Annotated in this window: 21 protein-coding genes; 4 read left to right on the forward strand and 17 right to left on the reverse strand. The window is 36.8% G+C overall.

From position 1 onward, the window contains the following. Positions 1 to 46: 46 nt before the first annotated feature. Positions 47 to 463 carry a DUF5329 family protein gene (locus EHR07_RS13655; RefSeq protein WP_135746297.1) on the forward strand — a complete coding sequence of 139 codons (417 nt, stop codon included), beginning with the start codon at positions 47 to 49 and terminating at the stop codon, positions 461 to 463. Between the two features lie 45 nt (positions 464 to 508). On the opposite strand, the gene EHR07_RS13660 is transcribed toward EHR07_RS13655, so the two are convergent. After that, positions 509 to 2,014 carry a hypothetical protein gene (locus EHR07_RS13660; RefSeq protein WP_135745573.1) on the reverse strand — a complete coding sequence of 502 codons (1,506 nt, stop codon included), beginning with the start codon at positions 2,012 to 2,014 and terminating at the stop codon, positions 509 to 511. Between the two features lie 249 nt (positions 2,015 to 2,263). On the opposite strand from EHR07_RS13660, the gene EHR07_RS13665 reads away from it, so the two are divergent. Beyond that, positions 2,264 to 3,436 carry a YncE family protein gene (locus tag EHR07_RS13665; RefSeq protein ID WP_135745574.1) on the forward strand — a complete coding sequence of 391 codons (1,173 nt, stop codon included), beginning with the start codon at positions 2,264 to 2,266 and terminating at the stop codon, positions 3,434 to 3,436. A 51-nt stretch (positions 3,437 to 3,487) separates the two neighbouring features. Here the strand turns inward: EHR07_RS13665 and EHR07_RS13670 are convergent, their stop codons facing one another. Continuing rightward, positions 3,488 to 4,336: an NAD(P)H-binding protein gene (locus tag EHR07_RS13670; RefSeq protein WP_135745575.1), complete on the reverse strand. Its 849-nt coding sequence runs from the start codon at positions 4,334 to 4,336 to the stop codon at positions 3,488 to 3,490. Between the two features lie 144 nt (positions 4,337 to 4,480). Between EHR07_RS13670 and EHR07_RS13675 the strand changes: the two genes are divergently transcribed. Further along, a complete protein-coding gene (locus EHR07_RS13675) occupies positions 4,481 to 5,377 on the forward strand; it encodes an AraC family transcriptional regulator (RefSeq protein ID WP_135745576.1) in 897 nt (298 codons plus the stop codon). On the opposite strand, the gene EHR07_RS13680 is transcribed toward EHR07_RS13675, so the two are convergent. The 6 genes from EHR07_RS13680 to EHR07_RS13705 all read right to left on the reverse strand — a co-directional run bounded on the left by EHR07_RS13680 (position 5,345) and on the right by EHR07_RS13705 (position 13,503). Continuing rightward, positions 5,345 to 6,214, reverse strand: a complete 870-nt coding sequence (locus EHR07_RS13680) for an RNA polymerase sigma factor (RefSeq protein ID WP_135745577.1) — start codon at positions 6,212 to 6,214, stop codon at positions 5,345 to 5,347. The two genes, EHR07_RS13675 and EHR07_RS13680, sit on opposite strands and share 33 nt — an antisense overlap. Further along, positions 6,214 to 6,588, reverse strand: a complete 375-nt coding sequence (locus tag EHR07_RS13685) for a DUF1304 domain-containing protein (protein ID WP_135745578.1) — start codon at positions 6,586 to 6,588, stop codon at positions 6,214 to 6,216. Before EHR07_RS13685 ends, EHR07_RS13680 begins: the two co-directional genes overlap by 1 nt. A gap of 178 nt (positions 6,589 to 6,766) precedes the next feature. Continuing rightward, on the reverse strand, positions 6,767 to 8,374 hold the full coding sequence (locus tag EHR07_RS13690) for a hypothetical protein (RefSeq protein ID WP_238735717.1): 1,608 nt from the start codon (positions 8,372 to 8,374) through the stop codon (positions 6,767 to 6,769). Between the two features lie 174 nt (positions 8,375 to 8,548). Further along, positions 8,549 to 10,174 carry a hypothetical protein gene (locus EHR07_RS13695; RefSeq protein ID WP_135745579.1) on the reverse strand — a complete coding sequence of 542 codons (1,626 nt, stop codon included), beginning with the start codon at positions 10,172 to 10,174 and terminating at the stop codon, positions 8,549 to 8,551. Positions 10,175 to 10,483: 309 nt separating this feature from the next. Next, a complete protein-coding gene (locus EHR07_RS13700) occupies positions 10,484 to 12,016 on the reverse strand; it encodes a hypothetical protein (protein WP_135745580.1) in 1,533 nt (510 codons plus the stop codon). A 56-nt stretch (positions 12,017 to 12,072) separates the two neighbouring features. Continuing rightward, entirely contained in the window at positions 12,073 to 13,503 is a 1,431-nt protein-coding gene (locus tag EHR07_RS13705; protein WP_135745581.1) for a glycogen/starch synthase, read from the reverse strand. A 70-nt stretch (positions 13,504 to 13,573) separates the two neighbouring features. Between EHR07_RS13705 and pckA the strand changes: the two genes are divergently transcribed. Beyond that, positions 13,574 to 15,166, forward strand: coding sequence for a phosphoenolpyruvate carboxykinase (ATP) (gene pckA, locus EHR07_RS13710; RefSeq protein WP_135745582.1), 1,593 nt, complete (start codon positions 13,574 to 13,576; stop codon positions 15,164 to 15,166). Positions 15,167 to 15,271: 105 nt separating this feature from the next. Here pckA and EHR07_RS13715 read toward each other — a convergent pair whose 3' ends face one another. The 9 genes from EHR07_RS13715 to EHR07_RS13755 all read right to left on the reverse strand — a co-directional run bounded on the left by EHR07_RS13715 (position 15,272) and on the right by EHR07_RS13755 (position 23,255). Beyond that, positions 15,272 to 15,688, reverse strand: a complete 417-nt coding sequence (locus EHR07_RS13715; RefSeq protein WP_135745583.1) for a DUF1761 domain-containing protein — start codon at positions 15,686 to 15,688, stop codon at positions 15,272 to 15,274. Between the two features lie 90 nt (positions 15,689 to 15,778). Then, positions 15,779 to 16,543 (reverse strand): helix-turn-helix transcriptional regulator, encoded by a 765-nt coding sequence (locus tag EHR07_RS13720; protein WP_135745584.1) that lies wholly within the window; start codon positions 16,541 to 16,543, stop codon positions 15,779 to 15,781. A 151-nt stretch (positions 16,544 to 16,694) separates the two neighbouring features. Beyond that, the gene (locus EHR07_RS13725) at positions 16,695 to 17,201 is read right to left on the reverse strand and encodes a DUF1993 domain-containing protein (protein ID WP_425270303.1); all 507 of its coding nucleotides are present in this window, start codon (positions 17,199 to 17,201) and stop codon (positions 16,695 to 16,697) included. A gap of 64 nt (positions 17,202 to 17,265) precedes the next feature. Next, on the reverse strand, positions 17,266 to 18,204 hold the full coding sequence (locus EHR07_RS13730; protein ID WP_135745586.1) for a hypothetical protein: 939 nt from the start codon (positions 18,202 to 18,204) through the stop codon (positions 17,266 to 17,268). Between the two features lie 145 nt (positions 18,205 to 18,349). After that, complete coding sequence (locus EHR07_RS13735) at positions 18,350 to 19,951, reverse strand: TPM domain-containing protein (protein ID WP_135745587.1); 1,602 nt, start codon at positions 19,949 to 19,951, stop codon at positions 18,350 to 18,352. Between the two features lie 56 nt (positions 19,952 to 20,007). Further along, the gene (locus EHR07_RS13740) at positions 20,008 to 20,838 is read right to left on the reverse strand and encodes a carboxypeptidase-like regulatory domain-containing protein (RefSeq protein ID WP_135745588.1); all 831 of its coding nucleotides are present in this window, start codon (positions 20,836 to 20,838) and stop codon (positions 20,008 to 20,010) included. 112 nt (positions 20,839 to 20,950) lie between these two features. Further along, positions 20,951 to 21,457 (reverse strand): Ig-like domain-containing domain, encoded by a 507-nt coding sequence (locus EHR07_RS13745; RefSeq protein ID WP_135745589.1) that lies wholly within the window; start codon positions 21,455 to 21,457, stop codon positions 20,951 to 20,953. Positions 21,458 to 21,605: 148 nt separating this feature from the next. Continuing rightward, entirely contained in the window at positions 21,606 to 22,424 is an 819-nt protein-coding gene (locus EHR07_RS13750) for a hypothetical protein (protein WP_135745590.1), read from the reverse strand. Between the two features lie 12 nt (positions 22,425 to 22,436). Next, complete coding sequence (locus tag EHR07_RS13755) at positions 22,437 to 23,255, reverse strand: LA_0442/LA_0875 N-terminal domain-containing protein (RefSeq protein ID WP_135745591.1); 819 nt, start codon at positions 23,253 to 23,255, stop codon at positions 22,437 to 22,439. Positions 23,256 to 23,332: the final 77 nt, after the last annotated feature.

Here is a 23,332-nt window from a genome sequence, read left to right on the forward strand (position 1 = left end):
TAAGGGTCAATTTGAAACAACCGTCAGTCAGTTATCTTGTAAAGGTATGTTTGTGAAATTTATACGACCTATTTGTTTTCTATTTGTTATTTTATTCGAGTTGGTTCCCATGCATTTGCATTTATATGCAAAAACAGATGGTTGTTACCCATTCACAGAAGAACAAAAAATTGAAAAACTTTTGAAAAAAGTGGGAAAAATCCAGGGAAGTTTTATTCGTAATGGAGATACTCATACACCAGAAGAAGCGGAGAAACATCTACGTTATAAATTAGAAGAAGCTAAAAGTTCGATTTTTGCTCCAAAACCTAAAGATTGGACCGCAAAACTTTTCATTGAAAAAATTGCCTCAAAATCATTTTTAACGGGTACCCCATACAGGATTCAATTTTCGCAAGGTAAGGAAATACCATCTGCTGATTGGTTATTTGCTGAATTGGCACAAATGGAAATTTGTAAGTAAAGGAAATGATCCTCAAATTGAAGTAAAGAGGATCCGATGAATCCTTTACTGTCTCAAAGTTTGGAACTCTATTTGTGTTGGTTCTTCTGATTCAGAGAAAAACACTCTATCCATATATCCGTATTTTCCATCACAAAGTTTTTTCATTTGATCGGTACGTTTATTTTCTGTTCCACTAATATTGGAACTATAAAGGATACGATCAAAATACCCAGTGTTTGGATTAATCCAAACATCTGCTAGTTGATAGTCTCCAGATCCGGAACCAAAACTGACAGACTCCCCAGAAGTATAACGTCCCAATCCAGTTGGAATTCGAGACCTATTCCTCCAAAGCCCATTGGATTCTAATAAGGTAGGTGGTTCTTCATAGAAAGCTACATTGCCACTAGAAAATCCTAAAAATGATACCCACTGTAAACCACCATTCAAATCATATTGGGCAAAGGCATAATTATCTGTATCACCTTGAATTGGTTCCTTGATCACAGAACTCCAAGATAAAGTGGTTCGTAACAATTGTAAAATGGATGTGTTACTTACTACAAGTTGAAGGCTATAGTCAAATGACGCACTTGGGTATCCTGCATAAATAAACATCTCTCGATTACCTGTCGATGTATTGAATTTTGTAATAAAAGGAAGAGTTCCCCCTAAGTATGGGTGAGCAGATCCTTCCAGATTTCCAGCTGTTATTCCAGCTAAATATACATAGCCGTTAGAATAAACTGCATTGGATGGAGATTCATTATAGGAACTTGTTATGAATCTTTGGTAAACACCATTTCCTTGGGAGTCAACGAGACCATAGATGATATCTGTATCACTCTCCCCACCCAAAGTTGAATTTTGGATGGCAGGAAGTTCCGAGAAAGGAGTATGGCTAGTGGATCCATCGTTCTCTGCGAAAAAATGAAATCTGTCATTTTGATCTAATGTGGTAACTAAATTTGCTCCAATCGAGGCAGAGTCTAAATAAGTAAACCAAACACGACTACCATCAGTGCGGTGTCTTCCTAAATATACGGATTTTTCAGCCGATGAACTTGACTTAGGTGAGATGAGGCCCGTACCTGATTGCCCAGAACCTAAAGCTATAAAACTGACTGCTAATTCTCCGTTAGAAAATAAATGAAGTTTTAGGTTGTATGTTGGATTAGAAACTTGTCCCAAATAATCTATCCATTGGATGTCTCCATTGTTTCTTGCAATCCGCATCAGAAAAAGATTTTTAGCAACTCCTGGTGTGCCTTCAAAAGATCCCGTAATCCCGTTCATAATACCGGGTTTAATAGGATTTTTGGTGATACCAATTAAAACAATATCCCCGTTGGATAAAAATTGAAAGTCGGCTCCAAAAGTAGATGACGTAGATTCACCATAGCGCCTGTTCCACTCAGCAAAATTCCTACAACCATCATTTAATAAATATTCTTGAATGAACGCTCTTATCCAATAGTCTTTTGTATTCGGATCGTTTGGGTTATTCAGAGTTAATTTACAAGAAAATATGAATATTAGTATATTTAGAATTAACAACCTGTTAAACATAGAAACACCATTTTAAGTAATGATGCCATTGAATTAAACTATAGGTTAGGTTACGAATTTTTTTTGAAAACTATTTGATATCATCAATCAAATCAAATATTCACCTGATTGGTTTCCTCTCTTAATGTCCCCTTAGTTAAATTTGTCTGCTTACAAAAACATTTTTCACATTAGTGTAAACAATGGTTGTAAAAAATAAGGGGCCTTGTAGTATTTTCCACCATACAAAAAGTTACATCGGAGATTACTATGCGTTATTCCATTTTTTTTACCTTTCTTCTTAGTTTCGGAATTTCTCTATCGGCACAACGCATCGAATCAGAATTTTCTTTTGCTACTGATTTTAATGTTCGACCAACATTTGTTGAGGGAAATTCCCCATTCTTTACGAATGGTGATAAGTGGATCTATATAGGCAAAACTGCCGATTTTGATGAACCAGGATTGTATTTTTTTGATACTGAGTCTAAGTCAAAAATTTATCGTTCTATTCCCTTAGAAGCTTATTATCTATCACAACCAACTCAGTTTCTTGGACAAATAGAAACAAAAGGCAAACCATTGCCATTCACTATTTATGAATTTTTATTTTATGATGAAAAATCAAAACGTGCAGGCTTTGTTATCGAAAATAAACATAAGTCTCTGAATGCCAAAAGATACTTTTATATCGGATGGGATTTGACAACAAATCAAATAGATCTGGCAGAACCAATTTTTGAAATAGAAGAGAATGATAAAAAGTCTTTTGCCCAAAGTTCCGTCATTGGGTATTCGCAAGAAGATAATACCGGATATTTTACCTTTGCTGTGGATGCAGATTTAAAAGATGATGAATCAGAAGATGTCACAGCCTTTATTTACAAAATTCAAAATAAAAATTTGTCAAAATTAAAAGAATACAAATCAAAGTTTTATCCATACACACCAGAGTTTCATCCGGAATCAAAACAAATCGTAATTGCTTGTTATACGGAAGCTTTCCAAAAAAGAAATCCAGTGGGATATTTGTATAAAGTAGAACAAAACTCATTTCAAGAGTTTCCCATTCCCTCAACTCCTTATGGAATTAGTTTTTCAAAAGACGGTAAGTTTTTGTATATGGTCGCAGCTGATACTGGGGAAGTCCGAATGTATCATACAGACAACCTAGCAGATGTTAAAAAATCGAAATGGGGGACACATGGTCATAAATTAGGTTTTTGGAAAGAAGGGGAACTTGTTTGGGTCAGAAATTCAGGTTTATATATTTATGATCCAGTCAGTTTAAAACAGAAAAAAGTCATCCCTACCAAAAAATTTTATAAAAACCATGTAAACGTAAGCGGATCGGTATTTTTACCGTTTCGTAAATTACTTTTAAGGAATATACTAGAAGATCCAGCTGGCGGAGCTGCCAACCGGATTCTAATCCCAGATTAAAATTCAATCTTTACTTTTTGTTATCGATTCTAATTCAAATGTTTGAATTTTTTATTTCCAAACATTCGCATTTTCTTTGGCATATTGGCTAAAGGTAATTGGGTCTTTGCCAGTTAGTGTTTTTACCGTATCCAAAATAGTAGAGGCAAATCCTTCTTTTAAGGCCCCAGCAATCATTACAAGAAATGCCGCATAGTCTTTTGTGAGTCCAGCAGCTACAAGTGAAGATTCGAATACTTTTGGATCTACATCAACATATTCAATATTTTTACCACTTACTTTTGTTAAGTGGTCAGCTACTGTTTTATGATCGATTGACTCTGGCCCTGTCAAAGTAAAGGCATGGTTATCATTTTTTGAAGTAGTGAGTAGGACTGAAGCTACAGAGGCAATGTCTCTTGCATCAATAAAACTTGTCGTGGCATTCCCACCTGGAAAATAAATTTTTCCATCTTGTTTGATTCCTGCAATCCAAAAGGTATGAAAGTTCTGCATAAACCAGTTAGGACGAATGATATTCCAAGGAATTCCTGCTCCTTCAAGCATAATTTCTGTTTTGCGGAATGGTGCTTCTGGTGGGGCATGTTCCACACCCATAGCTGTCATTAAAACTAGTTTTTTCAGACCGACTTGTTTTGCTTTTTCTATCCAAGGAGAAAGGATTTCATATTGGTTTGTTTGTCCGGGAGGTCCCATAAAAAAAGCCGCATCGACTTTTTCTAAAATTTCTTGTCCTTTGGTAAGTTCACTCGAATCAGCGAAGACCCAATGTAATTGGTTCGAACCTTTTTGGGATTCTGGTTTTCTTGATCCTGCAAAAACTTCATGCCCTTGGCTTAACAATTCTTTGATTAAGTGGCCACCGACGAGTCCTGAGCCGCCGTATACAAATACTTTCATAGTTTATCCTTCGTTTCGGAATCCAATCCTTGATCTATCTAGAATACATCGAAAATTCTAGACTGTAAATGCCGTAAAATATTAAAAATATATCAGATCGTATAAATTGGTAGACATTTGGTGAATTTGGAAAGAAAAAGGGTAATGGACCTACTTTCTGAAATTCTATCCTCCGCAGGTTGGAAAAACGACCTCCTTTCCAAAGGTCAAATTTACGATAGCTTTGGATTCCACTTTCCTTGTGAAAGGAGTGGTGGTTTTCACGTAGTGACACAAGGCAGCTGTTATGCGAGGATGGGAAATACAACAATTCCTTTACACAAAGGTGATTTAATTTTTATCACACGAGGAATCAATCACGAACTCTTATCTGACCCTAAGGCAAAGGTGGTTACTATAGAAAGATTCTTAAGTGATAAGGAGATTCGTCTTAGAAAGGAAAATCCTGTGACTACGTTTGTTTCGATTCGATATGAAGTGCCACCTGGACCAATACATCCATTCTTTTTGGAATTACCCGATTATATTCACATACCATTTGAGTCTATACAAGCTCATCATGCACTAGGTGATATCATTCAAATTCTGTCTCGCGAATTGGAATTAAATTTAGGCACAGATTTAATCGTACAAAGGTTAACCGATATTTTGTTATATTATATGTTGAGGATGTGGTTAAATCAAAATGAAACCTTACAGGTAGGTTGGGTAAAAGCATTCCATGACTCATTAGTATTGTATGCACTAGAAAAGTTGCATAATGGATATAGTAAAGATTGGACGATTGAATCTTTAGCGAAAGAAACAGGTGTGTCTCGAGCCAACCTTGCTAACAAGTTTAGGGATGTACTAGGAATTCCTCCGATGGAATATTTGGCAAAACTTAGAATGGAAAAAGCCAAACAATTATTCCAGAAGGGAAATATGGGGCTTGAAGAAATTGCACAAAATGTAGGTTATGCGTCCGCTTTTTCTTTTTCCAAAGCATATAAACGTATTTTTGGAAGTTCACCGAGTCGAGAGTGGAAACGAGTTGTGTAATAATGTCCTGATATTTTCCAATTGGTTTTTTTTAGGTAAAAATTCGGGGTGATTGCGAAATACTTCGGCAGCTTTGCGAATTTTGGAAGTATCTGCCATCATTGGTTTTATTTCTTTCCATCTTCCGTCTAGTTTCATTTGTTCGGAAAGTTTGAGGTAGGTATTAATCCTTCCTGCCTTCGTAGCGTATGTAATTCGATTCGTACATTGGCAGGGATTGTGGGCATGGGTTAAGCTGCATTCTTTTCCAAGAAAGGTCTCCATTTGTTTTCTGGCTCTGGACAACTTTTGACGAAAGGTTTCTTGCCGAATGCCCATCACGGATGCACCTTCTTCACTAGATGTTTGGAATACTTCCCCTAGGAGGTAAGCCATTCTATAAGGTCTCGTGAGACCTTGTAACATGGCATAGGTGCAGGCTACTTGTACATGTAAAACAAGTTCAGAAACTTTAGGTGATGGTTCTTCCTCGCGGAGGTGGATTGGTAAGTGGTAGTCAGGATTGTATGGCGATTGGGTTTTGTGTAATTCTTCTCTTATCACTCGAAGATGAACCTTTCTTCTTTCCATTTTTGATTTTTGTAAATTGATTAAATGATTACTGGCAATTCTATAAATCCAAGTTGATAGTTTACTTTCTTTTCGAAAACCTCCTAAGTTCGTAATTACTTTGACTAAAATTTCTTGGGTAGCATCCTCCGCATCTTCCGGATTCCATAAAAATTTCAATGCCAGAGAAAAAACTTTGGGTTGGAAGATTTGAATCAATTCTTCCAAAGCACTTGTTTTACCAGACAGAGAATTTTCTATTAAAGAAAGATGCGGATCGTCGATCATTATTTTTTGTTGGCTACGTAGTGAACTACAAGAGCAAGGAAAGCTGGCAAACCTTGCGAAAACAAAATCGAAAACTTAGCTGTGGCTGATCCATAAATACCTGCCACCACCACACAAATGAGAAAAAATAAAATGGTTTGGAATTTTTGTTTTTGGTCTTTGATAAAGAAGAGTGCCCAAAAAAGTCCTGCCGCTAAAAATCCATTGTAGAGACCTTGGTTTTTTGCTAACTTTGCTGTGATTTCCGCAGTTTCAGGTGTTAGTTGGAACACTTTCATTCCAAACTCAGTTTTCCAGAGAAACATTTCCAATACTAAAATGAACACATGTTCTACAGCAACAAAGCCAGTCAGGATGAGAGAAAAAAGTTTCATAAAATTCTCCTAAAGAATTGTTTTCTTCTTGGGACAATTGATTTTCTCGATTGTGACAAAATAGGAAGAAAAAAACGAAAAAAAATTTATTTTTTCTGAATTAAATCACTGACTAGAATCTCAGTGTTGCTATCAGAATATATTATTTGTTTGGCCTGAAAGTCTATGAGGAACCTGTTTAAGGTTCCTCACTAGCTGGACGAGTAGAGATTTCTAAAACTCCGACTTCGGTGCTTAAATCTATAACGTTTTGCAATCGAACAAGTCTGCCACCACATGCCTCTGCTACAGAAATTATATTATAAGTTGGTTCTTGTGCGGTAGGAGGATAATTATAAAAACTTGTTTCATAATGGATGGATTGGTAATGTCCATTAGAAGCGTCAATGTTTAGTGTAGTCCTTTGATAAGGATTGATTCCAACTCCAGTTGTAGGAATATTTAATCCAGTATATTGCATTCCATTTTCGGGTGAGAAAGTAAAAGCTTTAATTTTATTACTTTCTGATAAATAACTAATGATAGCTGGAATTTCGAGTGAATCAATGGTCGTAGATCCTAGAAATTGATTCCAAATTAAATTTCCATTCCAATCAAACTTTGAAAAAATATTATTACGGAAACTAGTGGTAGTTGGATAAAGCTGAAAAGGATGAAATGATGTTCCAAAATCTCCTGCATTGATGCCTGATGTATAAATACCATCAGTTGCTGGTGCTATTCCATAAATGACACCTATGGTATGACTGGTATTAAATGAACCAAGATAGGTTTTGTTTAGAATCGAAAAATTGGAAAGTGAAATTTTTGTTACCAATGGTCTCTGGTAATTGTAGGAAGGCAAAGGATGTCCTGTATTACCGACAAAATTATCATCTGCCGCCCCAAACAGTAATATGGAACGGTCAGAACTATAGGTTGCATTGTAGACTAAGACCCTCCCATAAGAAGGTAGGTATCTTTGTCTTATTGGTTGTCCTTGTGGGGAAATGGTTGCCCAACCAATTTCTTCCATTCCAGCATTGGTTGCCTGTGATGCAACCTCTACGGTAGGAAATTCACCAAATCCATTTGTATCTGGAGTCATAGAAATTGCGCGACCATTAAAAAATAAATGTATATTGTCTACATCATCAGTGACGAGAGCAAACCTATTTTCCACTATTGAGTTATCGATTTTATCTAAATAAGTACTCCAAATTCGACCACCTTTATTGTCAAAACGAACCAAGATTAATGAATTTGTGTTGGATTTCGGCGAGAGGGGAGTGCCTTGCTCTGCACTTTTGATATATGTTGCGACTACTACATCACCATTTGATAATTCAGAAATCGGTGCGATTTCTTTATTGTCAGAAGCATTGACTGTTTCACCAATATAATCCAACCATTCAATTTGAAATGATTTTCCATTTACTAAAAAAACAATCGCATTCATGTTCGTTCCAGGTGTTCCTGAGAAGGAAAAATTTTTTCCAGAATTGTTTCCATTCCAAGTAATCGTTTCATAAACTCCCGCTGTAACTACAAAATTCCCATTTTTAAGTTTAAGTAATTTATAAGGATAAATCTTGTAATTACCGGATCCTAAACGAATCGAAGCACGAATATTCGAATCGCAGAGGCCTCTTAAATACTCTTCCCAAAGCCAAGTTTCCCAATAACTTTTTGAAAAAGGATCTCTAGGGTTATTGAAGCTCAACTTACAGTTGTTAAGTTCTATGATTAAAATAGAAAAAATAAGAAGTGTAGAAAATTTTTTTTTAAAATATATATGTTCTTTCATCGCCAAACTAAATTACCTTTCGATTCGAAAGGTTTTTCTTTTTTGTCCATACTAAGGGAAGTGACGAATTTCTCAAGCCCTTTGTCGATTTCCCTAAGAGAAGATGTCTTAATACAGTACGAATCAAAAATTAGTTTAGAGATCGATCGAACTAAATTTTATGTATATATTCTTTTATGGTTCTGCACTCGCAGGTTTTGTTGAGATTTCAAAATTTCTAGCAGTACTAAAGTTTGCAATGGCACCGAATTTGGAATGGATTGTGACCATTCTTCCCGAACATGCGTCCACTTGATTGGTGAGAAACTTTCCATTATTACCACTACTGTCCGAGGTGGCATCATAGTATTGTAGTTGATTGAATCCACCATTAGAAGGATTGATTTTCAATCTTGCTTGAGCCAGTGGGTATTGAAAATTGCCTAAAGCGATATCAGAAGATATACCTGTAAATACATTGCCATTGTCTATCGCCAATAGATTTCCAACAATTTCCCGCCTTCCACTATTGAATGCTAAATTACCTGGTAATACTTCTGGAACATTGTAGGCACTGGCTCCCAAAAATTGGCCCCAGATTAAACCAGTATTTCTTTTGTCTGGTTTCAATATTTGGTAATTTCTGCGACCAGTTGTTCCTTGGAAAGGATATAACGTGTTAGGTGTAGGATAAGATTCATCAGTTTTCCCAATTAAAAAAACTTCATCATTAGCAAATAATGTTTTTTGTAAATTGAAAGTTCCAACTGTATTTGTTGGTCCAAAATAACTCAATGCATCCCAAGTTAACCCGGAATTTATAACTCCATAAAAAACTCTGTTTTCATTTACTCTTGGGTGACCTGAAGTAGAAACAAAATTGTTTGATGTTCCACCAGCAATTAAAATTTTGTTTCCATCGGATTTGAATAAAACTGCTTCCGTTAAAGTTCCGGTATTAGGCAAAAAACTTTGACTGAGTCCATTTCCATTTCCATCAACAACTGCAATTCCTAGTTCCTTTTGGCTTGCCGTTGTTGCATTTGAGCCATAGATTGGATAGGGAAGGCCTGGGTATCCAAGTCCTATATTGTCTTGGGTTGGAGATGAAGCCTCAGAAGTACCTTGGAATAATAGTGCAATTCGATCAAAGTTAAGGATGGACATCGCATAACTCTTTGTTCCAAGTCTTGTGTTGTCTTTATTCAAATAACCTTGCCAAACAATTTCTCCAGAATGTTGTTTCAGCCGAGCAAGGTAGAATGCATTCGTTGTAGTTTTTGCATTGGTTACATTTGTTCTTCCTGCACCATTTACCAAAGCATAAACTGCCAAATCTCCGTTGGAAAATTCATCAATCGAGATGGTTTCTGGTATTGGCCAATCATCAACTCCATAACTCATTTCACCAATATAATCCAGCCATAATATCCTTGAAAAACTTTTGTCTATGACGAAAACAACTCCATTTAATGCCGAATTTTGATGGTTTGCGTTAACTCCTCCTGAACTCCCATTCCAAAAAAGTGGTTCTCCCGATATTGCAGTAACTACAGTATTTCCACTATTTAATACTTTGAGAGATAAGGGTATGATTAAAGTATTCCCACTTCCAAAGTGAAAATACCCGCTTGTATTTGGATTACATAAAGAATTTAGAAAGAAATTCCAGAGTGCAGTTTCGAAAAAACTCTTTGATCTTGGATCACTCGGATTGTTTAGTTCCAGTTTACAGTTATTAAGTGAAAATAGAGAAAGTAAAAGTGTTAATATTAAGATTTTGATAGTCGGAGCTTTCTGGTAAAAGTTGATTGTCGACATAGTTCCCTTTCGGTTCCATTCAAAAAATCTGTAAAAGGGGAAGAATGGAATTAGATAATAAAATTCGGTTTCCTAAAGGAATCGAAATAGGAAATTTCACAAGTCTTTTGTGGGATTATACGAATAAAAAATTAGTCCAAAAATTCGTACGAGTCCTAATGTTTAATTTTTTAATTTTAAGAGAATTAAGACAACAACGCCAGCGATTGTAGCGGAAATCCTTTCGCGATGCGAAAGATTGGAGCGTAAAGCGCGGTCGCTTACATCATTATTTTATAGATACACGTAACAATTGCGAGGCGCCCAAAGTTACAAAATTGAAGGCACACTTACATTTTCGATGGAGAGTTGTGTGGCTTCAATTGGTGGAGTTGTGGTAAATCTTGTGTAATTCAAACGAGTTAGCTTCCCAGAACATACTTCTCTTATTTTGTCGGTTTGTTCCATGGCAGGCAAACTTAAGTTGGAAGAATAGTGAAACCTGTTGAATGTTCCTTGTTGTGAGTTCACAAAAACATCGGCCAATGTATAAGGGCCAGATCCACTACCAGTAATAGAATCGGGAAGGGAACTAAATTGGCCATTGATGGCAGTGGTTTGCATGCGAATTAAAAGTTGCGAATTGGAAAGAAGTATTGGTTCTGATTCTGTTGTATCCATTACATTTTCTGCGGCGTTTCCTAAAAAAGAATTCCACAATACACTGCCACTTGTATTCAACTTGGTTAAAATAAAATGTTTGTTAGTTCCATCTGCGCCAATGATGGGTTCAACGGGATTTCCATAAGTATATCGACCTGAGCCAATCATATAAATCATATCATCTTTCAGGAAAAAACGAGAGGCACCGTAATCCAACTCCATAGTAGTTCCAAAATATTGATACCAGATGGTTGTTCCATCCGTTTCGTTTAGTTTCATAACGAAGGGCATTTGGTAAGTTGCATTGGGATGGGTAGTTCCATTGGCACCTTGGGAAGAGGTCCCGGTGACAAAAAGTCCATTGGCATTGGCTTCCGCTCCAAAGATAAAATCACCCCCGGCACTTGTGAAAAATCTTTGAAAGTTCATGGCTCCATTTTCATTTACAATTAGGTGAATTGTGTCAGAATCCGATGAACCACCTAACGATGAATTGCTGATTGCAGGCCCATCTACAAAGGAAGTATGAGCAGGACTACCACCCAGATTTTCGATAAATACATGCAAACGGTTGGAAGTATCCATTGCAGAGACCACAAAATCTCCTATACTTGCCGAATCTAAATAAGTAAACCAAACGCGTGTTCCATCTTCTCGAATTCTTCCGACAAATAGTGCGGAAGTTGTCCCAACTCCCGATTTTGCGTTGATCGTTCCCGGTTGTTCGGCTCCTTTCACAATGAATGCAGCAGAAATATCTCCATTGGAATACTTTCTTAATTTGGGTCTATAGCTGACTTCTATTCCAGCCTCTCCCAGATAATCTACCCATAAGATTTCCCCATTGGTGCGTGAAACTCGCATCAAAAATGTGTTGAGGTTGATTCCGGGGCTTCCCGCAAAGTTATTGGTGACACCTGTAGGTGAGCCAGGAACTATATATTCTCTAGTAATCCCAGAAACTAAATAATCCCCGTTGGATAATATGATTAAATCAGATCCAGTTGTTTTGTAAACGCCGGTACCATAAGTTTTTTTCCAAGTTTGAAAATTGAGGCAAGGATCAGAAAGTAGAAAGGCCTTTAATAAATTAGTCAGAAAAAAATCTTTGGATCTTGGGTCACTGGGATTGTTTAGATTGAGTTTGCAGGATAAAGTAAATATCGTAAATAAAACTGTGACTAAATAAAAAAAATTCATATACTTACTTTTTAACAATTGGGAATAAAAAATTTCCCAATGGAATCAGAAATAGCTTATATATTTAGATCAATTGCTTTTTGATAAACTCCATCATATTCTAATTTTCTTTTTTTCCAACTCCAATCCAAATTCATAATGTTTTTCACTACGGTTTCTCGATCTGTAGATTCGAACAAATCTTTGGCCCGTTCTAAAGCATATCCCAACGAACTCGCGTCATTCGGTTCAAATACAATTCCGGTTTTGAAATCTAATAAAATAGATTCTTCCACAGTATCCCGTAAACCTCCCACACGAGAAACAATGGGAATCGTTCCATAGGCGTGACTATACATTTGGTTGAGTCCACAAGGTTCAAACAAAGAAGGCATAAGAAAAAAATCACTGGCTGCTTCAATTTTGTGAGCCAAACTTTCGTTATAACCTCTATAAAAATAAAATACTCCAGGAAAGTGATCGGAGAGATAAAAAAATGTTTTTTCCATTTCCAAATCACCGGAGCCAAGGACCACATAACGGTGTGGTAGGTGCCTTCTATTTAAAAAGGCTTGTAAAAATGTAGGAAAACCTTTTTGGAAAGTAAGCCTTCCTATTAGTCCAATCAAAGGTACATCTATTGGTAAAAAAGGCCTTCCAATTTCTTTGTACAACTCTTCTTTGTTTTTTAATTTTCCTTCTTTCCAGTTTTCTCTGGAATAAGATTTAAAAATTCTTTTGTCTTTTTCTGGATTCCATTCTTCTGTATCGATTCCATTTAAAATTCCAGAATAGTCAGAAGATCTTTGGTTTAAACAATAACTAAGCCCAAATCCATTTGGTTCAGACAATGTTTCTACTCGGTAACCGGGACTGACCGTAGTGATTTGTGCTGCCGATAGAATCCCTGCTTTCATATAATTACACTTTCCATCATGGTCAAAGGGACTTGTGATTAGGCGAAAAGGTTCTTCTTTTAAAAACCCGGTCATCCAATAGGGGTGGTCTCCTTGGTAAGCCAAATTGTGGACAGTGAAGACTGAGGGGATAGGGAAAGCAGAATCTTTTTGTAAAGCAAGTGACAAAGCAGTATGCCAGTCATGGGCATGGAAAATATCTACTTTTAGAATTTGGCTTAGCGCATAACAGGAGTATGAAAACATGGCAAACCGAAAATGTTCTTCTGCATGTCCATAAATTGAATTTAAGGATTGGAATAAGTCTGATTGAAAAAAGTACAATTTGACTCCTGATTCTTCCGCTTCCAAAAACCTAGAGTTTCTGAGTATGGAAACGACGAGTGAATCCGTTTTGGAATCGGCCGGGAGGAGAGCAGGAAATTCTTTCCCTGTCCATTTGGGTTCTTTACCCATCAAAGTGATGAGAGGCAATGCGACATAAACTTCTTCCGTCTCTGCCTGTTCTTTGGTAAGGGAGGAAAGCATGTCGGCAAGCCCACCCATCTTAATGTAAGGAAAATATTCTGCGGATGCGTGGAGAATCTTCATTTTCTGTTATTGACACCGACTCGCAAAGTAAGAAGCTAGAAAAACACAAAGTGAAATCGAGGAGAGATCCATGTCAGTATCTACTAATCTGCGCGGCCTTGCTGAATTAGGCCTTAAACCGTCTGAAGTCTTCCATAACTTATCTTACGAAGAAATTTACCAGCACGAATTGAACAACAAAGAAGGCGTAACTTCTGATAATGGGACGATGATGGTAGATACCGGGATTTTTACGGGTCGCTCCCCTAAAGACAAATACTTTGTCGATGAACCTTCTTCCACAAACAACATTTGGTGGGGACCGGTCAACACAAAGGTTTCCGAAGCTATTTTCAATGAATTATACGCTGAAGTCACCAAATTCCTAGATAATAAAAAACTCTATGTTTTTGACGGTCATGCAGGAACAAACAACGATACACGTATCTCCCTCCGTGTGGTGACTGAAAGAGCTTGGCAACACCATTTTTGCACAAACATGTTCCTTCGCCCAACCAAAGAAGAACTCGAAAAACTAAATCCAGAATTTACCATCATCAATGCATCCGGTTACAAAAACGCAAAATACAAAGAACACGGCCTCAATTCTGAAGTGTTTGTGATTTTCCACTTAGCGAAAAAAATCTGTATCATCGGTGGAACTGAATACGGTGGAGAAATGAAAAAAGGGATTTTCTCTGTCATGAACTACTACCTTCCACTCAAAAACGTTCTCACAATGCACTGCTCTGCAAACGTGGGTAAAGACGGAGATAGCGCTCTTTTCTTTGGTCTCTCTGGAACAGGAAAAACAACTCTTTCCACAGATCCACACCGTAAACTCATCGGTGATGATGAACATGGTTGGGACGATAACGGAATCTTCAATATTGAAGGTGGATGTTATGCAAAAACCATCAACCTAGATCCAAAAACAGAACCAGAAATCTATGCAGCCATCCGTCGTGATGCTCTTCTAGAAAACGTTGTGTTTGATGCGGCTACTAAAAAGGTAGATTACTCTTCTGCTGCGAAAACAGAAAACACTCGAGTTTCTTATCCAATTTTCCACATCGACAACATCCAACCAGGATCCAAAGCAGGTCACCCAAACACTGTAATCTTCCTCACTTACGATGCTTATGGTGTTCTTCCTGCGGTTTCTAAACTTTCTATCGAACAAGCAATGTATCACTTCCTTTCTGGTTACACAGCTAAGGTTGCGGGAACTGAGCGCGGTGTGAAAGAACCACAAGCAACATTCTCTGCTTGTTTCGGTCAGGCGTTTATGACTCTCCACCCAACATACTATGCAAAGTTACTCGGTGAAAAAATGAAAAAACACCAAGTAAATGCATACCTAATCAACACAGGTCTTGTTGGTGGAAAGTATGGTGTAGGAAAACGTATGAACCTTCCTGCAACTCGCCAAATCATCAATGAAATCCTTAACGGAAACATTGAAAAATCCGAGTTCGAAAAACACCCTGTATTTCAAGTGTCTTTCCCGAAAACAATCAACGGTGTGGATGCACATATCCTCAACCCACGTAACGCTTGGGAAAACAAAGAAGAATACGACAAAACAGCAACTGACCTTGCAAAACAATTCATTGAGAACTACAAAAAATACCTAACTGGTTCCAAAGAATTTGACTACAGCCAATACGGTCCAGTAGCGTAAGGGTTAAGTCAGAAAAATACAATGTATACCGACTTACGTAGGTAAGTTGGTTCATTGGTTTGGATCAAAGCCGCTCCTCCGAAAGGAAAGCGGCTTTTTTATTCCTTAGAAGTTTTGGATGAGTAGAAAAGAGGCGATATTGATTCCCACTAGGTGATAGGCGCTGGAAATGATACCATATAGAATGGGTTTCGGAATGTTTGGATTGATAGCGATATTAAACGTATTGGCAGCTAAATATCCAATTCCAATGAAAGATCCCCATTGGAGCGCATCGGCCATTTGGTTGATTTGCAATGCGGAGAACAAAACTGCTGTGGTGACTAGATTGAATAGAGTACAAATTCCGGGGCCAATGATAAATATTGGCGTGAGAGGTTCTGTTGTTTCGTTTTCTTTTCCGAGAGAAATTCTATATGGTTTTGCAAACAGAACAGTAAACCAAACGTAACCTAGAAAAAAATAGACAAGGAATGCCAATCCGATAGCAATCCAATTCAAATTGAATAAAATTTGTAACATAAACAATCTTCCTTTGGTAGATAAGTATTGAATGTTTATAACGAATTTTTGTAAGGAGGGATTGTAAAAAATCAGGGTGGGTGATTTTTTTTAAGTCAAAAATTCTGTGGGTGTTTTGCCTGTGAATGATTTGAATTCTCTTATGAAATGTGATTGGTCAAAATATCCAAAATCATAAGCAAGTCTTGTGAGCGAATTATATTTTCGAATTTCTTGAATTACGGAATTCATTCTTATGATGGAAGAAAATTGTTTGGGAGTACTTCCTATCACTTCTCGAAACTTCTTTTCAAAGGTATCGATACTTAAATTCAAAACGGAGGCAATGTCATTGATTTTGATTTTTCCTTGCGACAAGTGCATTTGAGAAATCGCTTCCAAAATACGTTTATCAATGATTTGTTTTTGGATCATTTTTAATAAAAATTTCTCAACATGATCTATCTTCGAATGATTGTCCTTTGATTCCAATAATTGTGAATACATCTCATTTAAATCTGATTGATTCCATAAATCATATCCAGAAATCCCAACTTCATTCAATTCCTTCATAGACATATTGAAAAAAGAAAAAGCACCCCATGGTTGGAACTTAACAATCAAAATTTCTGCTCCTTTCGAAAGTGTATTATGTTTTACTGTTTTACGTAAACCCGACAAAGAGATAATCGGTAAACTTTTAGAATCCGAATGGATTCGGTAGTGATGATTCCCTTTGAGTTTGATGGTCAAAACAAACGAATGGTGCGGAATGATAGATTTAATAAAACTTTCCTCACATTGGATGAGGAGATAACTTTCTATATAAGGGCTGAGTTGTAGTCGAGGTTTGTATTCAAAAACAGTTGGCACCATAAGACTTGATCCCAATGAAACTCATTTTAATTCATTGTAAAGTATTTTCCTGCTAGTAGAAGCAAGGGACAATGCTTGGACTTTGAGAATTATGGGCGCCTCGAATTGGTTAGGTGATAGTTGCCCTGTCCAAAACCGACCGGGCTCACTCCTATTTCTTAAATGGCATCTCACCCAAATAATCTTTTTTCCCTATCTCCACACCATTATGCCTGAGAATCGCATAGGCAGTTGTTATATGAAAATAAAAATTGGGAATTGCATGGTGAGTCAAATATTCGAACCCTGTTAAATATTTTCCTTCCCATCTTGGTTGCGAAACTTTGATATCATTTACTGATTTAAAATCTTCTTCTTTATAAGTATCTAAGTATTGGATCACTGATTGGATTCTTATTTTGAGTTCATTTAGATTTTTTTCTGAATCTTCATGAACAGGAGCTTCTTTTCCTGTGATACGAGCGACACAAAGTTTGGCGGTATCACAAGCTATTTGGATTTGTTTGGTTAACTGGAATTGATCTGGAAAGAGTCGTGAGTTTAGCAAATTTTCAAAAGGGAACTTCTTGGTTTCAGAATGGATTTCTGCTTTTTCTAAAATTTTAATTAAATTCCCAAGTCCTCTTTTGAATGATTGGACAGAGATTTCATAAATAATGGATTCATTCATTGTTCTACTCGAATTGAGGTACAAACAAAATCAATCCATTAAATCAAAAATTCTAAATCGCAATTCCACCTGATAAAATCAGTTCTAAAAATCCAAAATTTTGAGAAGCACGATTGGAGCCACCAGTGGTCAAAACATCGGTAAGATCTATGTATCCACCTTTTCCACCAAATTCTAAAAAGTAAGTACGAGAAAATTCGTAACGAGTGGCAACATATCCCGAAACACCATAACCAGAAAGATGGAAGTTGTTGTTTTGACCTTTACCTAACACGCGTACGTCGCTTCGACAAACCACAGGACCACCACCAATAGAAGAAACTAAACTAAGTCCACTCAATCCATCAGAGGAAGTATAAAGGGGAGTGATCCACCCAAAATCTAAAAAGAGATAGTTTAATCCATCTGTATGTTCGTACTTTAATATATCGGGAGTTAATGCGATGGTTTGATCGCCCCCATGATACCCGGCCATTTCCTGGACATGATTTGGGAACAAGTAGATAAAAAGAGCAGCTTCAGTGGATAATGCCATTTGGTTTTTTGCAATGACACCGGGATCAATATAACCTGAATATTTTACCGGTTGGCCTTGTGTTACCACATACTTCATATGGTCTTCGCCAAAGGATAAAAAGAATCGATCGGTAAAAAAATAACTGAATTTTAAATTGTACTGCGGGATCTCAAATTTGGTTGGATTTAAATAAACATCGGCTTTAAAAGACTCTGGTTTATCCCTGGCATCCACTGACTTTAAACTGTAATTGTATCCGGGTCCCCGAAAGTTAATATCACTTTGTGTATAATAATCTCTGTTGTAACCCCATTGGATATTCCAATTTCCTTTTTTATCGTGAATGGTAGCAGGTGCCACATTTTCATCGGCCGTAATCGAAGAGCCAATCAAAAGACAAACAATCAAAACGTAAAATTTATGTTTAGTGGAAACAAACGGACGTTTGATTCTAAGGGAATACAAATTGTACATAAAGCCATTTTCTAAATCGGTAACAATTTGGAATAGGGGAATGTGTCTGGAGAAACCCGGAAAAGGAGAATTTTTAAGTAGGGATAAATACTATGTTTCTTTTCGCAGGGTCCAGGTTATTAAAGTCTAGCGGTTTAGAGTCCCCTTAGTAACTTCCTCCGCTCCCGCCACCGCCAGAAGAACCCCCACCAAAACTTCCGCCGCCACCACCGCCACCGGAAGAACCACCAGAACTACTTTTTTGTTTTTTAGGAATGGTTTCGTATTCGGTGGCACTATGTTTGCAATGGGCGCAAGTTCGCCTTACTTCTACTTTCCCCGAACTGCTGTAAGTTGCTTCTGATAAAACACGACTTGATTTACAAACAAAGGTTTCAAATTTACATTCAGGGCAAACTTTGATTTTGGGAAAGGATGTTCCTTTGTATATGTATTCAGGATTGATGTTAGGAAATTTTAGAATGGCATTGGCATCACAACTTGGACAAACCCAAACATCATAATCAATAGAGTTGACAATTTCTTCAGAAACCTGTCCTTCCGATAAATGTTTGTTATCTGCTTCTTCGGAAAGTTTTGTCATGATAGATCCACATTTACCACACTTTCTGGGGATGTTGCGAATGGCTTGTAATCGGCCCGTGAGCTTACGCATTCGTAAGTCTCCCCAAAAGATGAAAAAAATGACAATACTACCAATGATAATAAAGATAGACACAGGAAATAATGCATCTTCTAAAACCAAAGAAAGAAGAGTGATCGTTATGATGACAGGACTAATGACTAGGCCATAAAACAATACAAAATCGGTTTTGTGAACTATATGGTATTTGGCAGTGGGGGAAGGTGTTATCCAGACGATGAGTCTTTGGAGTAAATTTAAAAATACAAATAAGCCAAGGTATCCTAGAATAAAAAATTGTTTATAATGAAATGATTCTTCTTTTTCAATTCTTTCTTGTTCCGAAAGTTTTTCATTTAATAACCTTGATTCTTCATCGTTTAAAAAATAATTTCCCGTTGTATTGTATCGATCAATGGTTTCTTCTAATATTTTCTTTTCTTCTTCTGAAAGCTGTGTATAGGATTTCCCTTGGTAATCATAATAATCATTTCGTTTGAATTTATTCGATAATTCAGTGTTAGTCGGATAATTACTTGTATCAGATGAAACATTTGTATCGCTAACATTGGAAACTAAATCTTCTACAGGGATTTCTGGATGGTTTAATTTTTGAATTAGGGCTGCAACTGTATCAACATGACCTTTTTGAAAATTATCAGCTTTGAATGCTGGGATTGTATAGGTATCGATGATTCGTTTGACGGTGGCATCTGGTAGGTCCCCTTCCAAGCCATATCCAATTTCAATTTCCACACGACGCTGGTCGATCACATGTAAAATTAAAATTCCGTTGTCTTTGTCTTTTTTCCCAATTTTCCAATAATTAAATAAAGCGACGGCAAAATCTTTTGGCACATAACTTTCAATGGTGGGAAGAGTCACAACGGCAATTTCTAAACCGGAATTTTGTTCTTCGTCATTGATCATCTGGTCAATGACGGTTGTGTCAGTTAATACTCCGGCACTGTCCTCTACCCAACTGTTTCTAAGTTCTTTGGGGTTAGGAACTTGTGCAACTCTTTGATCGATTCCTTCCCCTGTGGGAGAACAGGAGAATAGGAAAGAGAGAGTGAGTAAGTAGGGAAGACTTGTCAAAAAAAAATTGGCTTTGTTTGTTGGCATTATGCTTTCTACCAGAGGATTTGAATTTACTGAGTCTAGTTTCCTTAAATTAGGAATCAATTAGAAAAAACGCAAGGTATGGAAGGCTCAAAGCAGAAACGAATCATCCGTGGGGCTACAGTTTTACCAGAAACCGATTTAATTCCAGTAATGTAAATTGTGTACGGAGTATTCATTGCAAAACTGTATGCCATTTGAATGTCCATCCTGTTTCCAGTGACCACCATATTTCCCTCAAATGGTGGGCTACCGATGCTTGGGATGATTACTATTTTATCGAATGCCCAACTCTGAAATGTAGATCCAGATGCAACAAACTCGGGTATTTCTGAAAAGTATAATTGCATTGGGTTGATGGTTGAGTATATATTAGTATTATTTTTTGGAAACGAGTCAACTAAATCAAATTCAGAACCAATTTGGCTTGGTACAACAACTGCCAGAGTAATTTCCATTCCTTGTAATGCACTAACCAATTGCACATTATTAGCACTTAACACTTCAAATACGAGTTCAAAAAATAAAAGCCCTTCTTTATATACATCGAAAGAATGTCTTCCTGCTCCTAAGCTAATATAAAAACGACCTCCTACATCTGTGGTGTATGTGGATGCTATATTTTTTTTGTTAGAAGAAATGGCTTTATTTTTGAGTTCTAAATTTGCTTGTGCAACTCCATTTGGATCACGTATTTGTCCAGCAATAAGATAAACGTCTTTTCCTAAAGAAGAGGCACCTAACAACAATCCTAATTGTTTGATTTGTTCAGAGTTATCTTTTGCAGGGTTTAAAATAGGTTGCCATATTGGATGGTAATAGCAGCCTGATGAGCTTACCAAAGAAAAAAATAAGAGACATAAAGAATAGTTTTGCTTTAGCTTGTTCATTAAACTTCGGTTCGGTGTTTCCTTAAATGAAAAATTGATAGGAAACAACAGATGGCGATCTGTAAAATTCTAACACAAGTTGCATAATTCTGTCAACGCAAAACATCGTATTTTACAGAGGCATACATCCAGAACAGGTAAAAGTAACTTTAGTATTGGGAGACAAAGTTTTTCCCGTTTTTGCTTTGATTCCTGCTCCGAATGCAATAGTGTATGTGAGTAAATTGTCTAAAGCAGGGTCAGCAGAAAGCTCAAATTTTCTATTTGCAAAGTTTACTACTGGAAAGAAGTTGATGGTTTCTGTCAGAATTATATTTTCGTTAATCCAAGTCGTGGGATCGGACACATTAATTTCTATTTCTTCTGAGAATGTAAAAGAGTAGGTAGTTAAGGGAGGTGTAATATCTTCACCATCTGCTGGTATAGAACTTACTAAAGAAAAATAGGGTGAAGGTGTTGCACCCAGAGCTGCTAGCAGGCCTGCACTTACAGCACTACCTTCTTCTTTTACTTCTGGGTTTACAACCAATTGCACCGCAGGATTAAAATAACAATTTCCAAGTAACATCCATACGCACAATAGATAGAGTGAAATTGGTAATCTAGGATTTCGCTTCATAAAAATAGGCTCCCAAGGTTAGGATGATTGTTTTAAAATAAGGAAACTACGTTTTAGAAGAAAGAGTCTAAGGCTTCGATCCTACAGAATTTCCATTGAAACGGAGAATCAAAGTATTACAAACATCCCCTTCATTACCTGATCCAATCTAAAGTGCTTTTAACGTACCTACTTTAAATTGGAAAGTAGTTGGTTTTAAAAATTTTCCCGTTTCTGATTTAATTCCAGGATTCAAAGTAACAGTATAAGTTGTCAATGGTTGAATTGTAGAGTTATCCAATATCAATTGGACATAATAAGGTGTCACATTTACATTCAATAAATACACCGCTGGAGAAACGATGAAATTATCCGCGGCCCAACCAAATTTTGCTCCTTCCGCTGGCACTTCCAAATTTTCCGAAAACATAAACATCGATCCACCAGCAATCGTATTGTTAAAATTAAATTCGTCAATGTATAACCCGTCATAAGGCATGGAAGTGATTAGTTCCAAGTATACGGGTGGTTCTACTCCCAATTCATAAACTTCGAAACTCTGAACTTGGTAATTGGTTTTGTCAATAGAGACAAGAGTCACTGAAGTTTTTGAAACATTTAATTGGAAATTCACAATTGTTCCATTGTCAGAAAATTGTAAAGAGACAATGCCCGTTGGTGAATCTAAAAGAAATCTTCCATAAATATTTGTGGTGGTAGAGTTAGTTAGGCTTTTTAAAGAAGGGGAAACATTTTGTAATGAGATTTGCACATTGGATAAGGCTGCCCCTTCTCTTTTCAGTTGTCCGGAGATTCGAACCGTCCCTGTTTGGTTGGTAAGACCTGCAATCATTCCTAGTACAGAAGAATTATCTTTTGTTTTTTCTGGATTGAGTAAATCAAAAACAAAAGGATTGAAGTAACAGTTCGTCATAGAAATTAAAAAGACGAAGCATATTAAAATTGGTTTTGTAAGCATATGTTTCATCTTTTGATTCCTCTATTTTCTTTTCTTTAGCACTTCTAAATCTTTTTCTAATTGTTCTAACTCGTATTTTTCTTCTGCTTCTTTTATTTCTTGTTCAGTTCTAATTTGTTCCACAGCTTCATCTTTGATTCGTTTGATTTCGGAATCTGAAACCATACGATATCCATTCCCTTCACAAACATCAACGATAATGGTCTTGCGAGTGACAGTAACCAAAAATCCACCGAGTAAGGTAAAAGCCATATCAGTCCAAGTGGAAGTTTGTTTGATGCGTACAGGACGATTGTCTTTAGGAAGTAATACATCCCAATTAGGTTCTTTGAAACGGAGGGCTCCAAACAACCAAAAGTATTCTGGATAGGATTGGAAAGCTTGGCATTTCGCTGATTCAGGGGCAAGGGTGACCATATTTCCATCCGCCACGGAACCTAATACAAAAGAATCGCGAAGGCTATGGGTAACTACTTCTCCACCTTCAGCGGCTTTTCTTTCTGATTCTTGTTTTGATAATTCTTCCCTTCTTTTTCGAATTTCCTCTTGTTTGGCGGCGATGGCCTTCTCTTTTTCGATCTTTCGTTTTTCTTCTTCTTCTTTCCGTATGATTTCTTCTTCTGATTCGGCAATGTCTTTATAAATGATTTTTAAAACGGTTTTTTTGGAAATGACCATGTGTTTTCCGTTTTGTGTGTCTACTTCGACACTATCCACATTTTGATTGGTGACAATCCCTTTGATTGATTTACCTTGTTTGAGAAGGATGGTTTGTACTGCACTTAAAGGAAAAATGAAAAAAGAAAGAAAGACGATGATGAACAGTTTTATGTTTCGCATATGGAAGCCTATACTAGTATTTTCCCTATAATAATAGAATTTAGAATCATTTGCAATACCTAATTTATCATTTTCTG

The organism is Leptospira bandrabouensis, from assembly GCF_004770905.1.
GTDB classification, from domain to species: domain Bacteria; phylum Spirochaetota; class Leptospiria; order Leptospirales; family Leptospiraceae; genus Leptospira_A; species Leptospira_A bandrabouensis.

What these genes read in the sequence shown, in the direction of transcription:
- EHR07_RS13665 (WP_135745574.1), top strand. Translation starts at nt 2,264, where the DNA reads ATGCGTTATTCCATTTTTTTTACCTTTCTTCTTAGTTTCGGAATTTCT.
- EHR07_RS13655 (WP_135746297.1), top strand. Translation starts at nt 47, where the DNA reads ATGTTTGTGAAATTTATACGACCTATTTGTTTTCTATTTGTTATTTTA.
- EHR07_RS13755 (WP_135745591.1), bottom strand. Translation starts at nt 23,255, where the DNA reads ATGCGAAACATAAAACTGTTCATCATCGTCTTTCTTTCTTTTTTCATT.
- EHR07_RS13700 (WP_135745580.1), bottom strand. Translation starts at nt 12,016, where the DNA reads ATGAATTTTTTTTATTTAGTCACAGTTTTATTTACGATATTTACTTTA.
- pckA (WP_135745582.1), top strand. Translation starts at nt 13,574, where the DNA reads ATGTCAGTATCTACTAATCTGCGCGGCCTTGCTGAATTAGGCCTTAAA.
- EHR07_RS13730 (WP_135745586.1), bottom strand. Translation starts at nt 18,204, where the DNA reads ATGTACAATTTGTATTCCCTTAGAATCAAACGTCCGTTTGTTTCCACT.
- EHR07_RS13675 (WP_135745576.1), top strand. Translation starts at nt 4,481, where the DNA reads ATGGACCTACTTTCTGAAATTCTATCCTCCGCAGGTTGGAAAAACGAC.
- EHR07_RS13685 (WP_135745578.1), bottom strand. Translation starts at nt 6,588, where the DNA reads ATGAAACTTTTTTCTCTCATCCTGACTGGCTTTGTTGCTGTAGAACAT.
- EHR07_RS13735 (WP_135745587.1), bottom strand. Translation starts at nt 19,951, where the DNA reads ATGCCAACAAACAAAGCCAATTTTTTTTTGACAAGTCTTCCCTACTTA.
- EHR07_RS13695 (WP_135745579.1), bottom strand. Translation starts at nt 10,174, where the DNA reads ATGTCGACAATCAACTTTTACCAGAAAGCTCCGACTATCAAAATCTTA.
- EHR07_RS13740 (WP_135745588.1), bottom strand. Translation starts at nt 20,838, where the DNA reads ATGAACAAGCTAAAGCAAAACTATTCTTTATGTCTCTTATTTTTTTCT.
- EHR07_RS13750 (WP_135745590.1), bottom strand. Translation starts at nt 22,424, where the DNA reads ATGAAACATATGCTTACAAAACCAATTTTAATATGCTTCGTCTTTTTA.
- EHR07_RS13660 (WP_135745573.1), bottom strand. Translation starts at nt 2,014, where the DNA reads ATGTTTAACAGGTTGTTAATTCTAAATATACTAATATTCATATTTTCT.
- EHR07_RS13705 (WP_135745581.1), bottom strand. Translation starts at nt 13,503, where the DNA reads ATGAAGATTCTCCACGCATCCGCAGAATATTTTCCTTACATTAAGATG.
- EHR07_RS13690 (WP_238735717.1), bottom strand. Translation starts at nt 8,374, where the DNA reads ATGAAAGAACATATATATTTTAAAAAAAAATTTTCTACACTTCTTATT.
- EHR07_RS13715 (WP_135745583.1), bottom strand. Translation starts at nt 15,688, where the DNA reads ATGTTACAAATTTTATTCAATTTGAATTGGATTGCTATCGGATTGGCA.
- EHR07_RS13670 (WP_135745575.1), bottom strand. Translation starts at nt 4,336, where the DNA reads ATGAAAGTATTTGTATACGGCGGCTCAGGACTCGTCGGTGGCCACTTA.
- EHR07_RS13680 (WP_135745577.1), bottom strand. Translation starts at nt 6,214, where the DNA reads ATGATCGACGATCCGCATCTTTCTTTAATAGAAAATTCTCTGTCTGGT.
- EHR07_RS13745 (WP_135745589.1), bottom strand. Translation starts at nt 21,457, where the DNA reads ATGAAGCGAAATCCTAGATTACCAATTTCACTCTATCTATTGTGCGTA.
- EHR07_RS13720 (WP_135745584.1), bottom strand. Translation starts at nt 16,543, where the DNA reads ATGGTGCCAACTGTTTTTGAATACAAACCTCGACTACAACTCAGCCCT.